At 71.3% G+C, this 15,619-nt stretch carries 17 protein-coding genes; 13 read left to right on the plus strand and 4 right to left on the minus strand.

From position 1 onward, the window contains the following. The first annotated feature begins 251 nt into the window (after positions 1-251). The 8 genes from OG552_RS12535 to OG552_RS12570 all read left to right on the plus strand — a co-directional run bounded on the left by OG552_RS12535 (position 252) and on the right by OG552_RS12570 (position 8,811). The gene (locus OG552_RS12535) at positions 252-1,343 is read left to right on the plus strand and encodes a phosphatase PAP2 family protein (RefSeq protein WP_329132266.1); all 1,092 of its coding nucleotides are present in this window, start codon (positions 252-254) and stop codon (positions 1,341-1,343) included. A gap of 21 nt (positions 1,344-1,364) precedes the next feature. Further along, positions 1,365-2,483, plus strand: coding sequence for a hypothetical protein (locus tag OG552_RS12540; RefSeq protein WP_443070918.1), 1,119 nt, complete (start codon positions 1,365-1,367; stop codon positions 2,481-2,483). After that, a complete protein-coding gene (locus OG552_RS12545; protein WP_329132268.1) occupies positions 2,474-4,231 on the plus strand; it encodes a hypothetical protein in 1,758 nt (585 codons plus the stop codon). The genes OG552_RS12540 and OG552_RS12545 overlap by 10 nt, the downstream gene beginning before the upstream one ends. Further along, positions 4,228-5,589, plus strand: a complete 1,362-nt coding sequence (locus OG552_RS12550; RefSeq protein WP_329132270.1) for an AAA family ATPase — start codon at positions 4,228-4,230, stop codon at positions 5,587-5,589. The genes OG552_RS12545 and OG552_RS12550 overlap by 4 nt, the downstream gene beginning before the upstream one ends. Positions 5,590-5,757: 168 nt before the next feature. After that, positions 5,758-6,024, plus strand: a complete 267-nt coding sequence (locus OG552_RS12555; RefSeq protein ID WP_329132272.1) for a hypothetical protein — start codon at positions 5,758-5,760, stop codon at positions 6,022-6,024. Further along, the gene (locus OG552_RS12560) at positions 6,005-6,523 is read left to right on the plus strand and encodes a DUF6879 family protein (protein ID WP_443070919.1); all 519 of its coding nucleotides are present in this window, start codon (positions 6,005-6,007) and stop codon (positions 6,521-6,523) included. The genes OG552_RS12555 and OG552_RS12560 overlap by 20 nt, the downstream gene beginning before the upstream one ends. 12 nt (positions 6,524-6,535) lie before the next feature. Next, entirely contained in the window at positions 6,536-7,384 is an 849-nt protein-coding gene (locus OG552_RS12565; protein WP_329132275.1) for a helix-turn-helix domain-containing protein, read from the plus strand. A 239-nt stretch (positions 7,385-7,623) separates the two neighbouring features. After that, positions 7,624-8,811 carry a methyltransferase domain-containing protein gene (locus tag OG552_RS12570; RefSeq protein WP_329132277.1) on the plus strand — a complete coding sequence of 396 codons (1,188 nt, stop codon included), beginning with the start codon at positions 7,624-7,626 and terminating at the stop codon, positions 8,809-8,811. A 39-nt stretch (positions 8,812-8,850) separates the two neighbouring features. On the opposite strand, the gene OG552_RS12575 is transcribed toward OG552_RS12570, so the two are convergent. After that, positions 8,851-9,792 (minus strand): alpha/beta hydrolase family protein, encoded by a 942-nt coding sequence (locus tag OG552_RS12575; protein WP_329132278.1) that lies wholly within the window; start codon positions 9,790-9,792, stop codon positions 8,851-8,853. Positions 9,793-9,962: 170 nt separating this feature from the next. Between OG552_RS12575 and OG552_RS12580 the strand changes: the two genes are divergently transcribed. Together OG552_RS12580 and OG552_RS12585 are read left to right on the plus strand one after the other, a co-directional pair. Then, positions 9,963-10,553, plus strand: a complete 591-nt coding sequence (locus tag OG552_RS12580) for a TetR/AcrR family transcriptional regulator (protein ID WP_329132280.1) — start codon at positions 9,963-9,965, stop codon at positions 10,551-10,553. A gap of 51 nt (positions 10,554-10,604) precedes the next feature. Continuing rightward, the gene (locus OG552_RS12585) at positions 10,605-11,417 is read left to right on the plus strand and encodes a GNAT family N-acetyltransferase (protein ID WP_329132282.1); all 813 of its coding nucleotides are present in this window, start codon (positions 10,605-10,607) and stop codon (positions 11,415-11,417) included. A gap of 65 nt (positions 11,418-11,482) precedes the next feature. On the opposite strand, the gene OG552_RS12590 is transcribed toward OG552_RS12585, so the two are convergent. From OG552_RS12590 to OG552_RS12600, 3 genes are all read right to left on the minus strand, one after another. Then, a complete protein-coding gene (locus OG552_RS12590) occupies positions 11,483-11,848 on the minus strand; it encodes a hypothetical protein (RefSeq protein WP_329132284.1) in 366 nt (121 codons plus the stop codon). Positions 11,849-12,045: 197 nt separating this feature from the next. Continuing rightward, positions 12,046-12,291, minus strand: coding sequence for a DUF397 domain-containing protein (locus OG552_RS12595; RefSeq protein WP_329132285.1), 246 nt, complete (start codon positions 12,289-12,291; stop codon positions 12,046-12,048). Beyond that, entirely contained in the window at positions 12,288-13,160 is an 873-nt protein-coding gene (locus OG552_RS12600) for a helix-turn-helix domain-containing protein (RefSeq protein WP_329132286.1), read from the minus strand. Before OG552_RS12600 ends, OG552_RS12595 begins: the two co-directional genes overlap by 4 nt. A gap of 163 nt (positions 13,161-13,323) precedes the next feature. Between OG552_RS12600 and OG552_RS12605 the strand changes: the two genes are divergently transcribed. The 3 genes from OG552_RS12605 to OG552_RS12615 are packed head-to-tail and all read left to right on the plus strand — an operon-like array spanning position 13,324 to position 15,599. After that, a complete protein-coding gene (locus tag OG552_RS12605; RefSeq protein WP_329132288.1) occupies positions 13,324-13,773 on the plus strand; it encodes an ATP-binding protein in 450 nt (149 codons plus the stop codon). Positions 13,774-13,799: 26 nt separating this feature from the next. Continuing rightward, positions 13,800-15,122, plus strand: coding sequence for an AAA family ATPase (locus OG552_RS12610; RefSeq protein ID WP_329132290.1), 1,323 nt, complete (start codon positions 13,800-13,802; stop codon positions 15,120-15,122). Positions 15,123-15,125: 3 nt separating this feature from the next. Then, positions 15,126-15,599 carry a hypothetical protein gene (locus tag OG552_RS12615; protein WP_329132292.1) on the plus strand — a complete coding sequence of 158 codons (474 nt, stop codon included), beginning with the start codon at positions 15,126-15,128 and terminating at the stop codon, positions 15,597-15,599. The last annotated feature ends 20 nt before the right edge of the window (positions 15,600-15,619 follow it).

A 15,619-nucleotide genomic window follows, 5' to 3' on the forward strand; every position in this document is an offset into this window, starting at 1 on the left:
CACGGAGCGGAACCAGTGGAACTCTCGGGAGTCCCCGAACGCGTGGCAGGCAACCCGCGGTGGCGGTCCGGGCGTCCCTCTGCGTGCATACCCTGCCACGGAATGTTGAACACCGTACAAATCGCGGGCGGCTCCGGAATTTCCGGGGCGCTGTCGGTGTCGTCTAACGTACGTCGTACGGTAGAGGGTACGCCAAAAGTCCATGACCGCCGCCTGCGGCCTTCGTTCGGAGAAGCTGGAGAGACGTCCGCATGACGATCACCGCCACCGCACCGCGGGCCGCCGCGTACCGGGGCAAGCTGCGCTGGTGGACCGAGCTTCCGCTCATCGCCGTCATATACGCGCTGTACTCCGGGGCCCGGCTGCTGGTCCGCGGGGACGTGGACGACGCGGTGGAGCACGGCGCGGACATCCTCCACTTCGAACAGTTCACGCACCTGGATCCGGAGCGGTTCTTCAACCGGCTCTTCACCCACCACGCCTTCCTCGGGGTGCCGGCGGACTTCGCCTACGCCTCGCTGCATTACGTGATCACGCCGTCGATACTGGTCTGGCTCTGGCTGCGCCGCCCCACCGCCTACCGGCGGGCGCGCACCTGGCTGCTGGCCTCGACGCTGATCGGCCTGGTCGGCTTCACCCTGGTGCCCACCGCGCCGCCCCGGCTGCTGCCGGGCGCGCACGGGTTCATCGACACCATGGCGCAGTACGGCAGTTACGGCTGGTGGGGCACCGACGCGAGCGCGCCACGGGGCCTGGGACACCTCACCAACCAGTACGCGGCGATGCCGAGCCTGCACGTCGGCTGGTCGCTGTGGTGCGGGATCATCCTGTGGCGGTACGGGCGGCACCGCGTGGTCCGCGGCCTCGGGCTGCTCTACCCGATGGTCACCGCGCTGGTCGTGATGGGCACCGCCAACCACTACCTGATGGACGCGGCGGCCGGTGTGGCCACCATGGGCGTCGGCTTCCTGATCTCCAAGCCGGCGCTGCGGGTCACCGACCGGGTGCAGGCACGGGTCCGCGCGGCCTTCGGCGGGACCCCGAGACTGCGGGGGCTCGACGGCCCCGACGGCACGGAGGCGGCACCCACGGGGACCACGGTGGTCGCGGTCCCGGCCGGAACCGTCCCCGCCCAGGCGCAGCCGGCCGCGGAGCTCGAAGCCGGGGCCGCGGCCCCGTCGGACGAAGACCTGGACGGCACGAAACCGGGCGGCTCCGGCGGCTCCGGCGAGAAGAAACCGGCCTCGCCCCGCCCCGTCCACGCCCCCTCCCCCCGCGAGCACACCCCCGACACGGTCCGGGTTTCCGGCGCGGAACACGCGGGCCGGACCCGGCTGTCGTAGCCAGGTGCCACACTTTCGCGGGTGAGTACTACGCACCACCACTCCCTGCGCGAGCGGTTGGCCGCGCTGCGCGGTCCCGGCACCGCACCCCGCCCGATGGACGCCCGGGCGCTGGCGGCCCTCGCCGCCAACCCGGGCTGCCGCCGCCGCGCCCTGCTGGACGCCGCCGGAGTCGACAAGGGCGCGGTCGCCGAACGGCTGGGCGCGCCCGCCCGGTTCGGCCAGTCCCGGTTCGCCTTCTCCCGCGGCCACGCCTTCGAGGCCCGGGTCAAACGGGACGGCTGCGTCGAACTGCTGCGGCTGCTCGGCGTGGAGGACACGGCCGCCGATCTGCCCGACCTCGGCGCCCCTGGTCCCGAGGGCCGGGTGGCCCGCACCAAGCTGGCTCTCGCCGAGGCCAGGAGCGGCGTCTGGACGCTGCTCGACCACCCGCTGCTCGCGCTCGACGTGGCAGGGTCCACCGCGTATCTGGAGCCGGACGCCGTGGCGGTGGCGCCCGACGGCCGCTGGACCGTGGTGGAGATCAAGTCCTTCCCGATCCTGGACGGCGGCGCCGACGCGATGAAGGTGGGCGCGGCGGCCCGGCAGTCGGCGGTGTACGTGCTCGCGCTGGACGCCGTCGAGGCCGGCCGCAGCCGTACCGACGTCCTGCTGGTGTGCCCGAAGGACTTCTCCAACCTGCCGACCGCGGAATGGGTCGACGTGCGCAAGCAACTCGCCGTCACCCGGCGGCAGTTGGGGCGGCTGACCCGGATCGAGGAGATCGCCGCCGCGCTGCCCGGGGGCACCACCTTCGACCTGGGGTACGACCCGGACGGCCGTACGGTGACCCGCCCCGTCGACGAGCTGTCCGCCGCGGTGGACACGGTGCCGATGGCGTACGCCCCGGAGTGCCTGTCCACCTGTGAGCTGGCCTTCCACTGCCGGGACCGGTCGCGCGCCGAGGGCCGGGTGGACGCGCTGGGCCGCGGGCTGCGCGGTGAGCTGGGCGAGCTGACCACGGTGGACGCGGTGCTGGCCGCGGCGAGCGGGCTGGCCGGAGAGCCGGACGACCCGGCGGTCACCGCGCTGCGCCGGGCCGCGGCGCTGCGGGCGGAGGCCCTGGCCGAGGCGGCGAAGGAGGGGCCCGGATGTCCGTGATGGGGACGCTGGCCCGGGCCGAGGCGGTGGCCGGCGGCCGGGCGGTGCCCGCGGCGACCGTGCGGCACCGGCATCTCGCCGAACGCCCGCTGGTCTTCGTACCGCTGACCACCGCCGGTGAGTCCGGGGCGCCGCTGGGCGCGCTGATCGGCACCGACCGGGACGCCCCGGCGCTCTTCGTCGTACCGCAACCGCTCGACCGGGAGCTGCGGTTCGGCTTCTTCGCCGGGCTCGCCGGGGTGCTGCTGCCGCTGCTGGAGGCTTATGGCGACGCGGTGGACATCGAGCCGGCCACCCGTAACCGCGAGGAGACCGAGGTCTGCGCGGACGCCCTGCAGATCGTGGTGCCCAATGGCGCGGCGCTGGAGTTCGTCCGGCTGGTGGGCCGCTCCACGCGCTTCCTGCGGACGGTCGCGGACCCGGAGGCGCCGCACCCGGTGCCGGTCCCGGTCCCGCTCTTCGGCCGCTGGCTCACCCACTACGCCGAGCGCTCCCGCACCCCGGGCAGCGCCCTGCTGGTGGCGATGACCGATCTGCTCACCCGCCACTGGGCGACCGGGCAGAGCGCGATGGAGGACCAGCACCTGGGCGCGCTGCTCGGCTGGATCGACCCGCCGCCCGGTGTGGACGGGCTGACCGCGGCGACCCGGGCGCAGACCGGGCGCGGCCCCGACGGGCTGCTCTTCAGCCCGCCGGCCGGCCCGGCCACCGACCCGGTCTTCGACAACCGGGTGCTGGCACCGGCCATGGCCCGTTACGACGCGGCGCGGGCCGCCGGGGACGGTACGCAGGAGGAAGCCGCGGAGGCCGAGGTGCGGGAGCTGGTCAGGTCCCAGCTCCTGCCGACCTGGGACGACGTGTGGCGCGGGCTGGACCTGCTGCGGGCGCTGCCCGAGGGGGCGCACGTGGGCGAGCGGTGGAAGCGGGACCGGTGGTCCTTCACCGGGCACCGGGACCGGATCGCGGCCGGGGAGCCGCCGCAGCCCAAGCGGGACGACGCGATCACCGCGGCGCAGAAGCTGGCCGGGCGGGAGACCGCGCAGGCCCGGCTCTTCGCCCAGGAGGCGCTGGACGATCCGCTGGCGATGGCGGCCCGGCGGCTGGCCGGTGAGGCGTTCACCGGTGAGGTGGTGGGCGTGGAGATGACGTACTCCGACGGCAAGCGGCCGATGCCGCGGCCTCTGGTGACCGTCGCCACGGGTGATGTGCCGCAGGCGGAGCCGGGTGCGAAGGCGTACCGGGCGGTGCCCGGGGCGAAGTCCGCGCAGAGCGCCGAACTCGTCGCCGCCGAGGGGGACTTCGGGGAGGTGCGGGTCACCGTGCGGCTCACCGGCGGTATGGGCACCGGGCGCACCCCGAAGGAGGGGTCTGTCCCGGAGGCGGGCGACCGGGTCACCTTCACCTTCTTCGAGCACGAGCCCCGCAGCGGCCCGTCCCTGCCGGACCCGGAGGCGACCCCCTGGACGCACGGCGGCCCCCCGGGCACCGCCGCGACCCCGGCGGCCCCCGAGGAGGCTCCCGCGGCCTCCGCCGAAGCCGCCCCGGACCAGGCACCGCTCTCCGACGGCACCGCACCCGCGCACCCCGCCTCGCGGGCGCCCGGGGGCACCGGCACCCCTCCCGCGTCCACCGCGCCCCCTGCGTCCACCGCGTCCACCGCGTCCACCGCGCCCCCTGCGCCCACCGCGCCCACTGCGCCCGCGCCCGCCGATCCCCCCGATCCCGTCACCGACGAGGACTACCTGTGACCCCCGTAACGGACGGCCCACCAGCCCCCGCTGGACTCTTCGACCCCGGCGCGGAGGCAGCGGCCGCCACCGCCGCGATCCTCGACAGCACGCTGCACTCCGCGGCCCGCGGTGTCGTCGTCGACTCACCGCCCGGCGCCGGCAAGTCCACCCTGGTGGTCCGCGCCGCCCGTGAACTCGCCGCCGCCGGCGAGTCGTTGATGATCGTCGCGCAGACCAACGCCCAGGTGGACGACCTCGCCGACCGCCTCGCCACCGCCGAACCGGACCTGCCGGTGGGCCGGCTGCACGGCGCCGACTCGCCGCCCGACCCGGCGCTCGACCGGCACCCCGCGCTCACCAAGTCCGCGTCCGTCGCCGACCTGCGCGACCGCGCGGTGGTGATCGCGACCGCCGCGAAGTGGGCGTACGTCAAGGACACCGAGCCGTGGCGGCACGCGATCGTGGACGAGGCGTACCAGATGCGCTCGGACGCGCTGCTGCAGGTCGCCGGGCTCTTCGAACGCGCGCTGTTCGTGGGCGACCCCGGGCAGTTGGACCCGTTCAGTGTGGTGGCCGCCGACCAGTGGGCGGGGCTGAGTTACGACCCCTCGGCGAGCGCGGTGGTCACGCTGCTCGCCCACAACCCCGGGCTGCCGCAGCACCGCCTGCCGGTCTCCTGGCGACTGCCCGCCTCCGCGGCGCCGCTGGTCTCCCGTGCCTTCTACCCGTACACGCCGTTCCGCAGCGGCACCCGTCACGGCGACCGGCGGCTGGTCTTCGGCGTGCCCGCCGACGGCGGCGCCGCCGACCGCGTACTGGACGAGGCGGCGGACTCCGGGTGGGGACTGCTGGAGCTGCCGGCCCGGCACACCCCGCGTACCGACCCGGAGGCGGTACGGGCGGTCGCCCTGGTGGTGCGGCGGCTGCTGGACCGCGGCGGCCTCACCTACAGCGCGCCCGATCCCGATCCGGCCCCGCTGAGCGCCGACCGGATCGCCGTCGGCACCGCCCACCGCGACCAGGCGGCGGCGGTCCGGGGTGCGTTGGCCGCGCTGGGGGTGGCCGGGGTCACCGTCGACACCGCGAACCGGCTCCAGGGCCGCGAGTTCGACGTCACCGTCGTCCTCCACCCGCTCTCCGGCCGGCCCGACGCGACCGCGTTCCACCTGGAGACCGGCCGCCTGTGCGTGCTGGCCTCCCGCCACCGCCACGCCTGCATCGTCATCTGCCGCGCCGGGGTCGCCGGCCTCCTCGACGAACACCCCTCCTCCGAGCCGGTCCAGCTCGGCGTCACCGTCAAATTCCCCGACGGCTGGGAGGCCAACCACGCGGTGCTGGCCCACCTCGCCGAACACCGCATCCCCTGGCGCCCTTGAGCCGCAGGCCAGAGACAGCCCATGGCAGAGCGGCCGTGCACGCAGGCAGCCCGGCGAGGTGATCGCGTCTGCGAACGTCGTCCACTCCGGGTGCCCTCTTGACTCCCCTCAGCCACGAGGGCGAGGGTCATGGACGACGGTGCAACCCACTTGCCGCAGGAGTGCCCAATGGCCCTGAAGTTCATCGGGATTTGGCCCAACACACCCGACGACGGCTCTCCCACGATGTGGCTGGACGACAGGACAGGAGACCTCATCATCCAGTCGTGGAAAGCAGACGCGGCGACCATTCGCGAGGCACAGGAAGTCGGCTCGGTGCCGGGCCATTCGACCGATGTCCCGGAACACGAGACCGTGATCCGACTGCCCGCTAACATGCTCCGGTTCATCCCCCGTCCCGACAGTGAGGACAACGGTGGCAACAGCGGTACGTGAGGCCCTCGCGACGGCGCAGCACTCAGCGATGCACCTGGAGATGCGCGACAGCTACATGAGGGACGACCCTGAGTTCATCCGCTGGCAGCAGGGGCACCGGTACGACGCGAACGACCGGGACTCGTGGTGGCGGCCATGGCTCGATGTCGTGTCCGAGACGACCAGCCGTGGCGTGATGATGCGGCGGCTTCGTGTCGTTTCAGAGCCGCTGAGCGATTACGTGCGGTACGAGTACGACGGGACGTTTACGAACATCGCAGCAGGAGAAGATGTCCGCTGGCTCCCTCGCTCACGCGCCCGGGAGCTGCTGCTTCCCGCGTTGGACGGCTGGGTCGTGGACGAACGGACCTTGATCCTCCATCACTTCGACGGCGAGGGTCAGTGGACCGGCCCCCGCATGGAGGTCTGCCAGGATCCGGCCTTGGCCAAGCAGTACGCCACGGCTTACGAAGCCGCGTGGGAACGTGCGATTCCACACGCGGAGTACCGGCCGGACTGACGAACACGCGCCATGGCTGTCTCCGCTTCTTCCAGCGCCCAGCAGGCGCGGCAGGCTCTCGCTGATCGACTCACGGAGCTTTGCCGGGATGCCGGGTTGTCCGGGCGCGACATCGCCGAACGCTGCGGATGGAGCCCTTCCAAATCCTCTCGGACAATGAACGGCCGTACGCCTCCGTCCACCGAGGACATTCGCGCTTGGTGTCGGGCATGCGGGGCCGATGACCAGGCCGATGATCTGATTGCGATGCTCCGGACGGCTGAAGGAATGTGGGTCGGCTGGCGGCGCATGGAGCGCTCCGGACTCAAGCAGGCCCAGGAGGCTCGTCTACCGCTGTACCAGCGCACCCGCCGCTTCCGCTCTTACTCCTCCTGGCTCGTGCCCGGCATGATCCAGACGCGGCCTTACACGACAGCCGTCCTGCAAGCTGTCCAGCGACGGCGCGGTTTGGTCGATGACGTAGCAAAAGCGGTGGCCGCCCGGATGGATCGTCAGCGCGTTCTGTACGAAGGTGACCGCACGTTTGCTTTCCTCATTGAGGAGTCCGCGATCCGGTCGGGCGCAGGCGACGCGGAGGTCATGTCCGGTCAACTTGGCCACTTGATCTCGATTGCTTCTCTTCCCAACGTGAGTTTGGGAGTTGTGCCCATGAGGCCGGACCGGGAACGGTGGCCGGTCGAAGGGTTCTGGATCTACGACACGGCACAGGTCAATGTCGAGTTGGTCTCCGGCTACCTCACGATCACACAGCCCGGCGAAGTGGCCATGTACGCCGACACATTCGCCGAGTTGGCGGATCTGGCCGTGTACGGGGCGGGAGCCCGCGCCCTGATCACAGCAGCGATGGACTCCCTCGGATAACTGCCGTGCAATCCCGTGCAAGCTCGTGGACGGACAACTCCACACCTCCCTAACGTCCTTGGTGCAGGGCACCACCGATTCCGTCATTATCGGAGGAGACGATCCATGAAAAGGCTCGGAACGTGCTTCGCTCAGGCCGGCGACGGAGATGACGACGACCTTCCCGGCACCCCCTGGACACCGCCGGAGCCCAGCCCCGACGGCGGGAGCCCGGAAGGCGATGGGAAACACCGCAAGTGATGAACGGTTCCACTGAGCGGGACGAGCGGCCTGGTCGTACCGAACTGGGCCGCTCCCTCCTGGACAACGGATTCATGACCTCGGACTGGGCACCCGCGTTCGAGGCCGTGCCCCGTGCGGCCTTCCTGCCCGGTCTGATGTGGCCGCACGACCCCACCACCGGCCGGGCGGTCACGGTGAACAGGACCGATGACCCGGCCGCCTGGTGGGGCTACGCCGACTCCAATGTGCCGATCGTCACACAGTGGGACGACGGGCGGCACACCGGAACAGAACCCGGAGGGGTCTTCACCTCTTCGTCCTCCATGCCGAGCGTGGTCTTCTCGATGCTCGCGGACCTGGACGTCCATCCCGGTCAGAGCGTGCTGGAGATCGGCACGGGCACGGGATGGAACGCCGCCCTTCTGGCACACCGCGTGGGAGCCGGGAACGTGGTGTCGGTGGAATTGGATCCAGCCGTGTCCGAAGGGGCCCGACAGGCTCTGCGGCACTTCGGCTACCGCGACGTGCGTGTCATCACCGGTGACGGACTGCTCGGCTACCCGCCGGCCGCTCCCTACGACCGTGTGATCGCCACGTGTGGCCTGCGCTCCGGCATGTTCAACTGGGTGCGCCAGACCGCCCCGGGCGGAATCGTCGTCGTTCCATGGGGCACCTACTTCGGCTACACCGAGGCCACGGCGCGACTGGTGGTCGCCGCGGACGGCACGAGTGCGTCCGGGCACTTCACCCGCCCGGTCAACTTCATGCGTATGCGCTCTCAACGTCTCGCCCGGCCGGAGCACAGCAGCTACGTACCTGCGCAGGGCATGGGCGACGCGGTCAGGTCCACCACCACGGTCACGGAGGCGGAATTCCTGACGGGCAGTTACGACGTCGAAGCGTTCGCGGTCGGTTTGCGGGTGCCGGACTGCACGCACACACCCGACCGCAAGCGGGACGGAAAGCGGCCGGTGTGGTTCTACAGCCTCACGGACATGTCGTGGGCAGTCGTCATCTTCCGCGACAGCGGCAAGGAGGCGACCGTCCATCAGTCCGGCAACCGGCGACTGTGGGACGAGGTGGAGGCGGCATTCCGCTGGTGGCTGGGGCAGGGACGGCCTGACTTCGACCGGTTCGGGCTCACCGTGACGGCAGACCGTCAAGTCCCCTGGCTGGACGACCCGTCCAACGTGCTGAGCGGGTGAAGACCGCCGTCGGCACCCCGTGAGCACAGAAGGACCCGGCTATTTGTTCTGGAGGGTGCCCAGGGGGGCGGGGGTGTGGGCGAGGGCGGTGGCTGCCGACTTCCAGGTGGTGTCGCCGGGGTCGAAGGCGCTGCGCAGGTAGGCCGTGGTGAGGTGCTGGATGAGGGCGACGCGTGCGGGGCTCTCGTCCAGCGTCGCGGCGGCCTCGTAGCCGTTGATGCCGCCGAGCGAGTGCTCGGCCCCGAAGAGCGTGAGCAGGCTCTTGTTCCCCGGGCTGCAGGTGTAGGGGTCGGTGAACCAGTCCGGTCCGCGGGTGGACAGCAGGGACTGGTCGTGGTCCCCGGCCACGATGAGAGCGGGCCGGGTCATGGTGGCGAAGGACGGCCGCATGAAGGGGAAGTGCTCGGCGGCGAACGGCGTCAGGTCGTCGCCGAGGCCGGTCAGGGCGAGCAGCACGCCGGCCGTGACCCGGGGGTCGGACAGGTCCTCGCCGGGCACCCCGCCGTCGTCCAGGACGCGCGCGCCCAGCAGCGCGCTCGCGCTCTGGGCTCCCCAGGAGTGGCCGGCCACCGCGACCCGGCCGCGGTCGAGACGTCCGCCGAGGCCCGGCACGGCGGCTGCCAGCACGTCGAGCCCGTCCAGCACCCGCACCAGGTCCTCGATACGCCATCGCCAGATCCGCGGCGTACGGGGGTCCTCGGGCGGCAGCGCGAGCGTCCTGGAGTCGAGGTGGGTGGGCTGCAGGACCACGAAGCCCTCGGCGGCCCAGTGGTCGGCCAGCGGGGCGTAGTCGTTCATCGACCCGCCGAAGCCGTGCGAGAAGACGATGACGGGCAGGTCGCCACCGGTGGCGGGGGCGGTCACGCGGACCTGGAGGTCCGTACCGCGGCCCGGGGCGGGCAGCACCACCGGCCGCGCGGATATGACCGTGGAGGGTGTGGCCGCGCTCGGCCGGGCGGTCAGGGTGTTCGGGTCGGACATGGACGTGCCTTTTGTTCGGTTGCTCCGCATGCTCGGTCCGCCGGTCCCTGCCCGGCGGACGGCTTGGCCGCCCCGCCGGGGCTCTGCCACAATGCATGAAACGGAACCTCGCTCCGCAAACGATACGGAGCGTTGTTCCGCTTCGCAAGTCTCACGGAGGGATCGCCACGGTGAACGACAGCGGCCAGGGCACGGGAAGCGCCGCCGCACCCAAGCGCAAGGACGCCCGGCGCAATCAGCAGACCTTGCTGGACGCGGCCGCCGCGGTCTTCGTCAGCTCGGGCGTCGAGGCGCCGGTACGCGACATCGCGGCCCGGGCCGGCGTCGGGATGGGCACCATCTACCGCCACTTCCCGACCCGCGCGGACCTCATCGTGGCCGTCTACCGGCACCAGGTCGAAGCCTGCGCCGAGGCCGGTCCCGCGCTGCTGGCGAGCCGCGCGACCCCTTACGACGCGCTGAAGGAGTGGATCGACCTCTTCGTGGACTTCCTGGTCACCAAGCACGGACTCGCCGCCGTGCTGCACCCCGACAACGCCGGTTTCGACACGCTGCACGCCTACTTCCTCGACCGGCTCGTCCCCGTGTGCGACCAGCTGCTCGACGCCGCGGCCGGCTCCGGCGAGATCCGCGCCGACCTCGCGGGCCTGGAGCTGATGCGGGGCGTGGGCAACCTCTGCATCGGCGCGGAGAACGACCCGTCCTACGACGCCCGCCGCCTGGTCGCCGTCCTCGTCTCGGGTCTGCGCCGGGAGCAGTGACGCAGGGTGACCGCCCGGTCGCCGAAAACGCCCCGCCCTAGAATGCGGGGCATGCACGACCAGCCCTTCTCTCCGTCCCGCATTGATTCCGCCGTACGCGCCTGGGGCGCCGCTTTCCGGATCATCACGTCCGCCGAGCCCACGATGCGCCATTACGCCGGCCGGCAGGAAACGCACGTGGTGTTCACCGGAAGCCAGGCGGCGAGCACCAACGGCGTTTTCTCCTTTTCCGCTCCGCCCGATCCCGACGAGATCGCGCTGCTGGCCGGCCGGGCCGCCGAAACCGCCGCGCAGTACCCGGAGTTCGCACCGTGGTGCGTACAAGTACGCGGCCGGCCCGACGAACGGATCCGGCGGGAAGCGGCCCGGCACGGGCTCACCGACGAGTCGTGGGAGCCGTTCATGGTGCGCGACCTGGACCGTTCGCCCAGCACCGACGCCGACGCCGCGCCCGGCTCGCCGGAATTGCGGATACGTGCGGTGTCCGGCGCGGAGCACGACCTCTACCTCACCGCGATGAGCACGGGATTCCAGGTCCCCAAGGAGGTCTTCGCGGCGCTTTTCACCCCGGCGGTCATCAATGCGCCGGCCGTGACCGCGTACATCGGGGAAGTGGACGGCGAAGCGGTCTGCACCGCCATGGGAGTCGTCACCGACGGCCATGTCGGGGTATTCAACGTCTCCACCGCACCGGCCCACCGGAAACGCGGATTGGGGGCCCGGATGACCGAACACGTCGTCCGTGCGGGACATCACGCCGGTGCGCGGACCGCCTATCTGCGGGCCTCTGAGATGGGCCTGGGCGTCTATGAGTCCGTCGGTTTCAGCACGGCCGAGCACTGGACCTACCTGAGCGCTCCGTAGTCACCGCGACGAGCGGGGCGCGGGAGCGCCGCCCGCCCGCGAGAACCCGGGAGAACCCGGGAGGACTACGCGTCGAGGTAGTCGTGGGAGGGGGCGGCCGGTGCGACGACCACGGCGCCGTCGCGGACCTGCCACTCGTGCATCCCGCCGGTCTCGTGGCTGACCAGGAAGAGTCCGGTGACGGGGTCCTCCTCGTCGGCGCCCGGGACGCGGGCGAGGAGCCGCATTTCCGTCAGGATGCCGTCGACGTTCTGCTCGCGGACGTCCGCGCCGAAGAAGACCCAGTTCGTCCAGTTGTACTGGCGGGGCGGGAAGACCCAGCCCCCGCCGTAGGAGCGGCCCGCCGCGCGGGTGTCGACGATCTCCCTGATCCGCACGAGCTGCCGGTCGTCGCACTCCAGCCAGCCCCGCACACTGACGTAAACACCCATCGCTTTCCCCCGTGTCCGTCCGCCCCCCGCCAAGAGGACGCTAGGCGCGCCGTACCGCCCCTCGCAACGCCATAAACCCGGGCGGGCGGGCGGCTGCGCCGGGCCTTGGCGGACGGCTGGCCGTAGCTGCACGAAGGTGGCCGCCGACGGCCGTGGCCCGTACCGAGGGGTTCGGTACGGGCCACGGGGGGTGCCGGTCAGAGCTGGGCGGCGTAGGCGGTGAAGGCGGCCCATTCGGCAGGGGAGAAGGCGAGTTGCGGGCCTTCTTTGTCCTTGGAGTCCCGTACGTGGATGACTTCGGGGCATGCGGCGACCTCGACGCAGTCTCCCTGACTGCCGCTGCTGTAGCTGGACTTGTGCCACGTGACGGCGACCTCGACGCAGTCGTCTCCGGAACCGCTGCTGTAGCTGCTCTTGAACCAGGCCAGACCGGACGTGCTCATAGCGCTCCTCGCATCCGCTGCAACAGGCTCACCGAGTCTTCGAGCGAGAGAGCCTGTGAGCGCATCCTGGCATACCGCGCCTGAAGGGTGCTGACCACCTTCGGGTCAGCAACGAATTGCCCGCTTTCCTGCCCTTCGCAGTACGCGTACCAACGGACCTCGGGAGTCTCCAGCAACCGCATGGGGCCGGCGAGTCCCGCATGTGCGAACCGCACCTGCGGCATCACCTGGATCTCGATGTTCCGCCGGGCCGCCACCTCCAGCACGTGGTCGATAAGCCCCTGGGTCACCTCAACCCCGCCCGTCCGCCGGAGGAACAACTGCTCCTCCAGGATGAAGCCGTATGCCGTGTTGGGCCGCTCCCAGAGCAGCTTCTGACGCTCCGCGCGCGCCGCCCACTGCGTCTCGATCTGTTTGTCGTTCAGTGGCGGCAGCTGGTCCTCGAACAACCTCCGCGCGTATGCCTCCGTCTGCAACAGCCCTGGGATCAGGCGGCATTCGTACGTGTAGAGCGTCGCGGCCACCGCCTCCAGCCTCGCCCACTGCCGGAACCACGCCGCCAGGCCCGGTTGCCGCGAGAGGTGCTGGAACGCCCTGCGGAGCGCACCCGTGTTGCCGAGCACCCCCTCCGCGCGCTCCACGAAGTCCCGGTCCGGCATCCGGCGTCCCTGCTCGATCGAGGCCACCGTGTGCTTCGAGAACCGCACCGCCGCGCCGAAGTGCTCCCGGTTCAGGCCCGCGTGCTCGCGTAACGCCTGGACGACCGCGCCGAAGGTCCGCAGGCTGTCGGAGGACTCGGGTTCACCACCCCCGTTCGCGCTGCCGCCCGCCGCACCCGTACCGCCCGGACCGAACGTACCCTCGGTCATCCCGGCCACCTCTCACGTCCCGCCCCGCCGCCAAAGCTCGCTTTCAAGGCACCTATGCTCACGGGGCGTTACGCGTACCGTCCACCCCAAGTGCTCGTACGGTACCGCAGCGTACGCGGCCCGGTCCTGGTAAGAGGCATTTCCGGCAGGCCACATTGGGCTCATGAAGGTACCTTCCCTCCCCCAAACCCCGCTCACCGTACGTACGTTCGTGCAGTGTTTCCGAGCCACCGAGCTCGGAGCGAGGCTCGCCCGCCAGGTGGCGGTGGCCGAACTCGACGGCTGGGGCGTCCCGCGCGGTTCCGACCCCTCCGACACCGCGGCCCTGCTCGTGGCCGAACTCGCCGCCAACGCGGTCACCCACGGGCATGTGCCCGGCCGCGACATCGAACTGCGGCTCTCCCTGGACGCCGGCACCCTCGTCATCGAGGTCTCCGACGCCCGCGGCGAGCGCCGCCCGCCCACGCCCGGCACCGTCGCGCCCGCGGATCCCCTGGCCCAGTCCGGCCGCGGTCTCTTCCTCGTCGACACCCTCGCCTCCCGCTGGACCGTCCTGGAACGCGCCGGCATCGGCAAAACCCTCCACGCCGAACTCGACCTCCCCTCCCCCTGACCACCCCACGCGATACGTTGACCGACGTGACAGCTCAGCGCATCAAAGAGGTCCGCCTGACGGCGTTCAAGAGCTTCCGTGACGAGGCGTTCCCGCTCGCCCCGCTGACCGTGCTGATCGGTCGCAACAGCAGCGGCAAGTCCAATGCCCTGGACGGCCTCGAAGTGCTCTCCCGCCTGGCGCACGGCGACGACATCGTGGACGCCCTGGAAAGCCGCAGCGGTCCCGCCGGGTCGGTGCGCGGGGGTCTCACCGGATGCGTCCCGCACGGCTCCGACCGCTTCTCCCTCGGGTGCACGGTCGGGACGGAGCGCGGGCCGGTCCACCTCGACGTGACGGTGCAGGTCACACCGGATGTGCGGATCGTCGAGGAATGCCTGTCGGGCCCCACGGCCGAGGGGCACCGGGATGTGCTGAAGAGCAGCCCGCGCAACCCTCAGTCGGGGTATGCCCGAGTGAATCTGCACGAGGACGGCGGCACCGGCACCGGCACCGGCACCGAGCAGGCCACCCTCTCCAGATGGCAACTGCTGTCTTCGCAGATCTCGGCCTTCGCCAACGTCTCGCCGGACTGGCAGAGCACGATCTGGTGCGCCGACACCATGCTCTCCGCGCTCCGCAACGTCTTCCACCTCGACCCCGTCCCGCACCTGATGCGCCAGTACGTCCCGGCCCGCGACGCCAACCTGCGCCGTACCGCTGAGAATCTCTCCGCGGCCGTCGGGAGGATCGAGCGCGCTGACCCCGCCCTCTTCCAGCGGCTCGTAAGCCTGTTGCGCGGCCTCGCCGATCACGACATCGACACCCTCGCGGTGTCCCGGTCCGACCTCGGTGACGTGATGCTCGCGCTGGACGAGGGGGATCTCGGACTGACCCCGGCGCGGGAGATGAGCGACGGGATGCTCCGCTTCCTCGCCGTCACCACCGCGCTCCTCACCGGCGGCGACGGTCTCGACCTGGGCTCGTCCCGTACGGAGGCGGCCGAGCGGTCGCTGATGCTGGTGATCGAGGAGCTGGAGAACGGCTTGCATGCCTCCCAGGCCGCCGAAGTGCTGAAGCTCGTGCGCGAAGCCAGCGCCGAGAACAGTACGCAAGCGCTCATCACCACGCACAGCCCGGCCCTGCTCTCGGCCCTCGACGGCGCGGACCACGAAGGAGTGGTCGTCTGCTGGCGCGACCGTGCCACGGGCCGCAGCCGCCTGACCCGCCTCACCGAGCTCGACGGCTACCCCGCCGCGATGGCGGCCGGCTCCCTCGGTGACGTGATCACCCATGGCCGCCTCGACAACCGCCAGCGGCGGGGCGACCGCGACTACACCGAGTTCAACCGCCTGTTGGGAATCGAGTAAGGCGTGGCACGCAGGGTTGAGTTTGTCGACACGTCCGTCCTCTGCAATCTGCTCGGGATACCCGGTAAATGCCAGGACCGCGAGCGGGTCGCCGCCGAGCTGAAACGCAAAGAGGCTGCCCGGGACTGTGACCTCCTGCTCCCGGTGACCGCCGTCATCGAGACCGGTAATCACATCGCCCAGTTACCCGACGGCCGCCAGCGGCGCACGCACGCCGAGATCTTCGCCAAGGTGCTCCAGTCGGTCGTCGAGGGCAAGGCCCCCTGGGCGCTCAACGCGGTCGAGTGGGATGCGGCCCATCTGAGCGCGTTGATCGCCGGGGGCACCACGGGCAGCAGTCTCGTTGAGCACGCCTGCAACCGGCTCGGGTGCGGTGATCTGAACATCCTCATCGAGCGGGATCGCTACCTGGCCCGTACGTCCGGGGTCGAGGCGGGGGTATGGACCCTCGATGAGCTGCTGCGTTCGTATGTCTGAGCCCGCCCCCGGGACGGGGG

This window comes from Streptomyces sp. NBC_01476 (assembly GCF_036227265.1).
GTDB lineage: Bacteria > Actinomycetota > Actinomycetes > Streptomycetales > Streptomycetaceae > Actinacidiphila.

Coding starts and splice junctions, on each gene's coding strand:
- OG552_RS12535 (WP_329132266.1), top strand. CDS start 252: ATGACGATCACCGCCACCGCACCGCGGGCCGCCGCGTACCGGGGCAAG.
- OG552_RS12555 (WP_329132272.1), top strand. CDS start 5,758: ATGGCCCTGAAGTTCATCGGGATTTGGCCCAACACACCCGACGACGGC.
- OG552_RS12575 (WP_329132278.1), bottom strand. CDS start 9,792: ATGTCCGACCCGAACACCCTGACCGCCCGGCCGAGCGCGGCCACACCC.
- OG552_RS12590 (WP_329132284.1), bottom strand. CDS start 11,848: ATGGGTGTTTACGTCAGTGTGCGGGGCTGGCTGGAGTGCGACGACCGG.
- OG552_RS12600 (WP_329132286.1), bottom strand. CDS start 13,160: ATGACCGAGGGTACGTTCGGTCCGGGCGGTACGGGTGCGGCGGGCGGC.
- OG552_RS12545 (WP_329132268.1), top strand. CDS start 2,474: ATGTCCGTGATGGGGACGCTGGCCCGGGCCGAGGCGGTGGCCGGCGGC.
- OG552_RS12565 (WP_329132275.1), top strand. CDS start 6,536: ATGGCTGTCTCCGCTTCTTCCAGCGCCCAGCAGGCGCGGCAGGCTCTC.
- OG552_RS12605 (WP_329132288.1), top strand. CDS start 13,324: ATGAAGGTACCTTCCCTCCCCCAAACCCCGCTCACCGTACGTACGTTC.
- OG552_RS12595 (WP_329132285.1), bottom strand. CDS start 12,291: ATGAGCACGTCCGGTCTGGCCTGGTTCAAGAGCAGCTACAGCAGCGGT.
- OG552_RS12570 (WP_329132277.1), top strand. CDS start 7,624: ATGAACGGTTCCACTGAGCGGGACGAGCGGCCTGGTCGTACCGAACTG.
- OG552_RS12585 (WP_329132282.1), top strand. CDS start 10,605: ATGCACGACCAGCCCTTCTCTCCGTCCCGCATTGATTCCGCCGTACGC.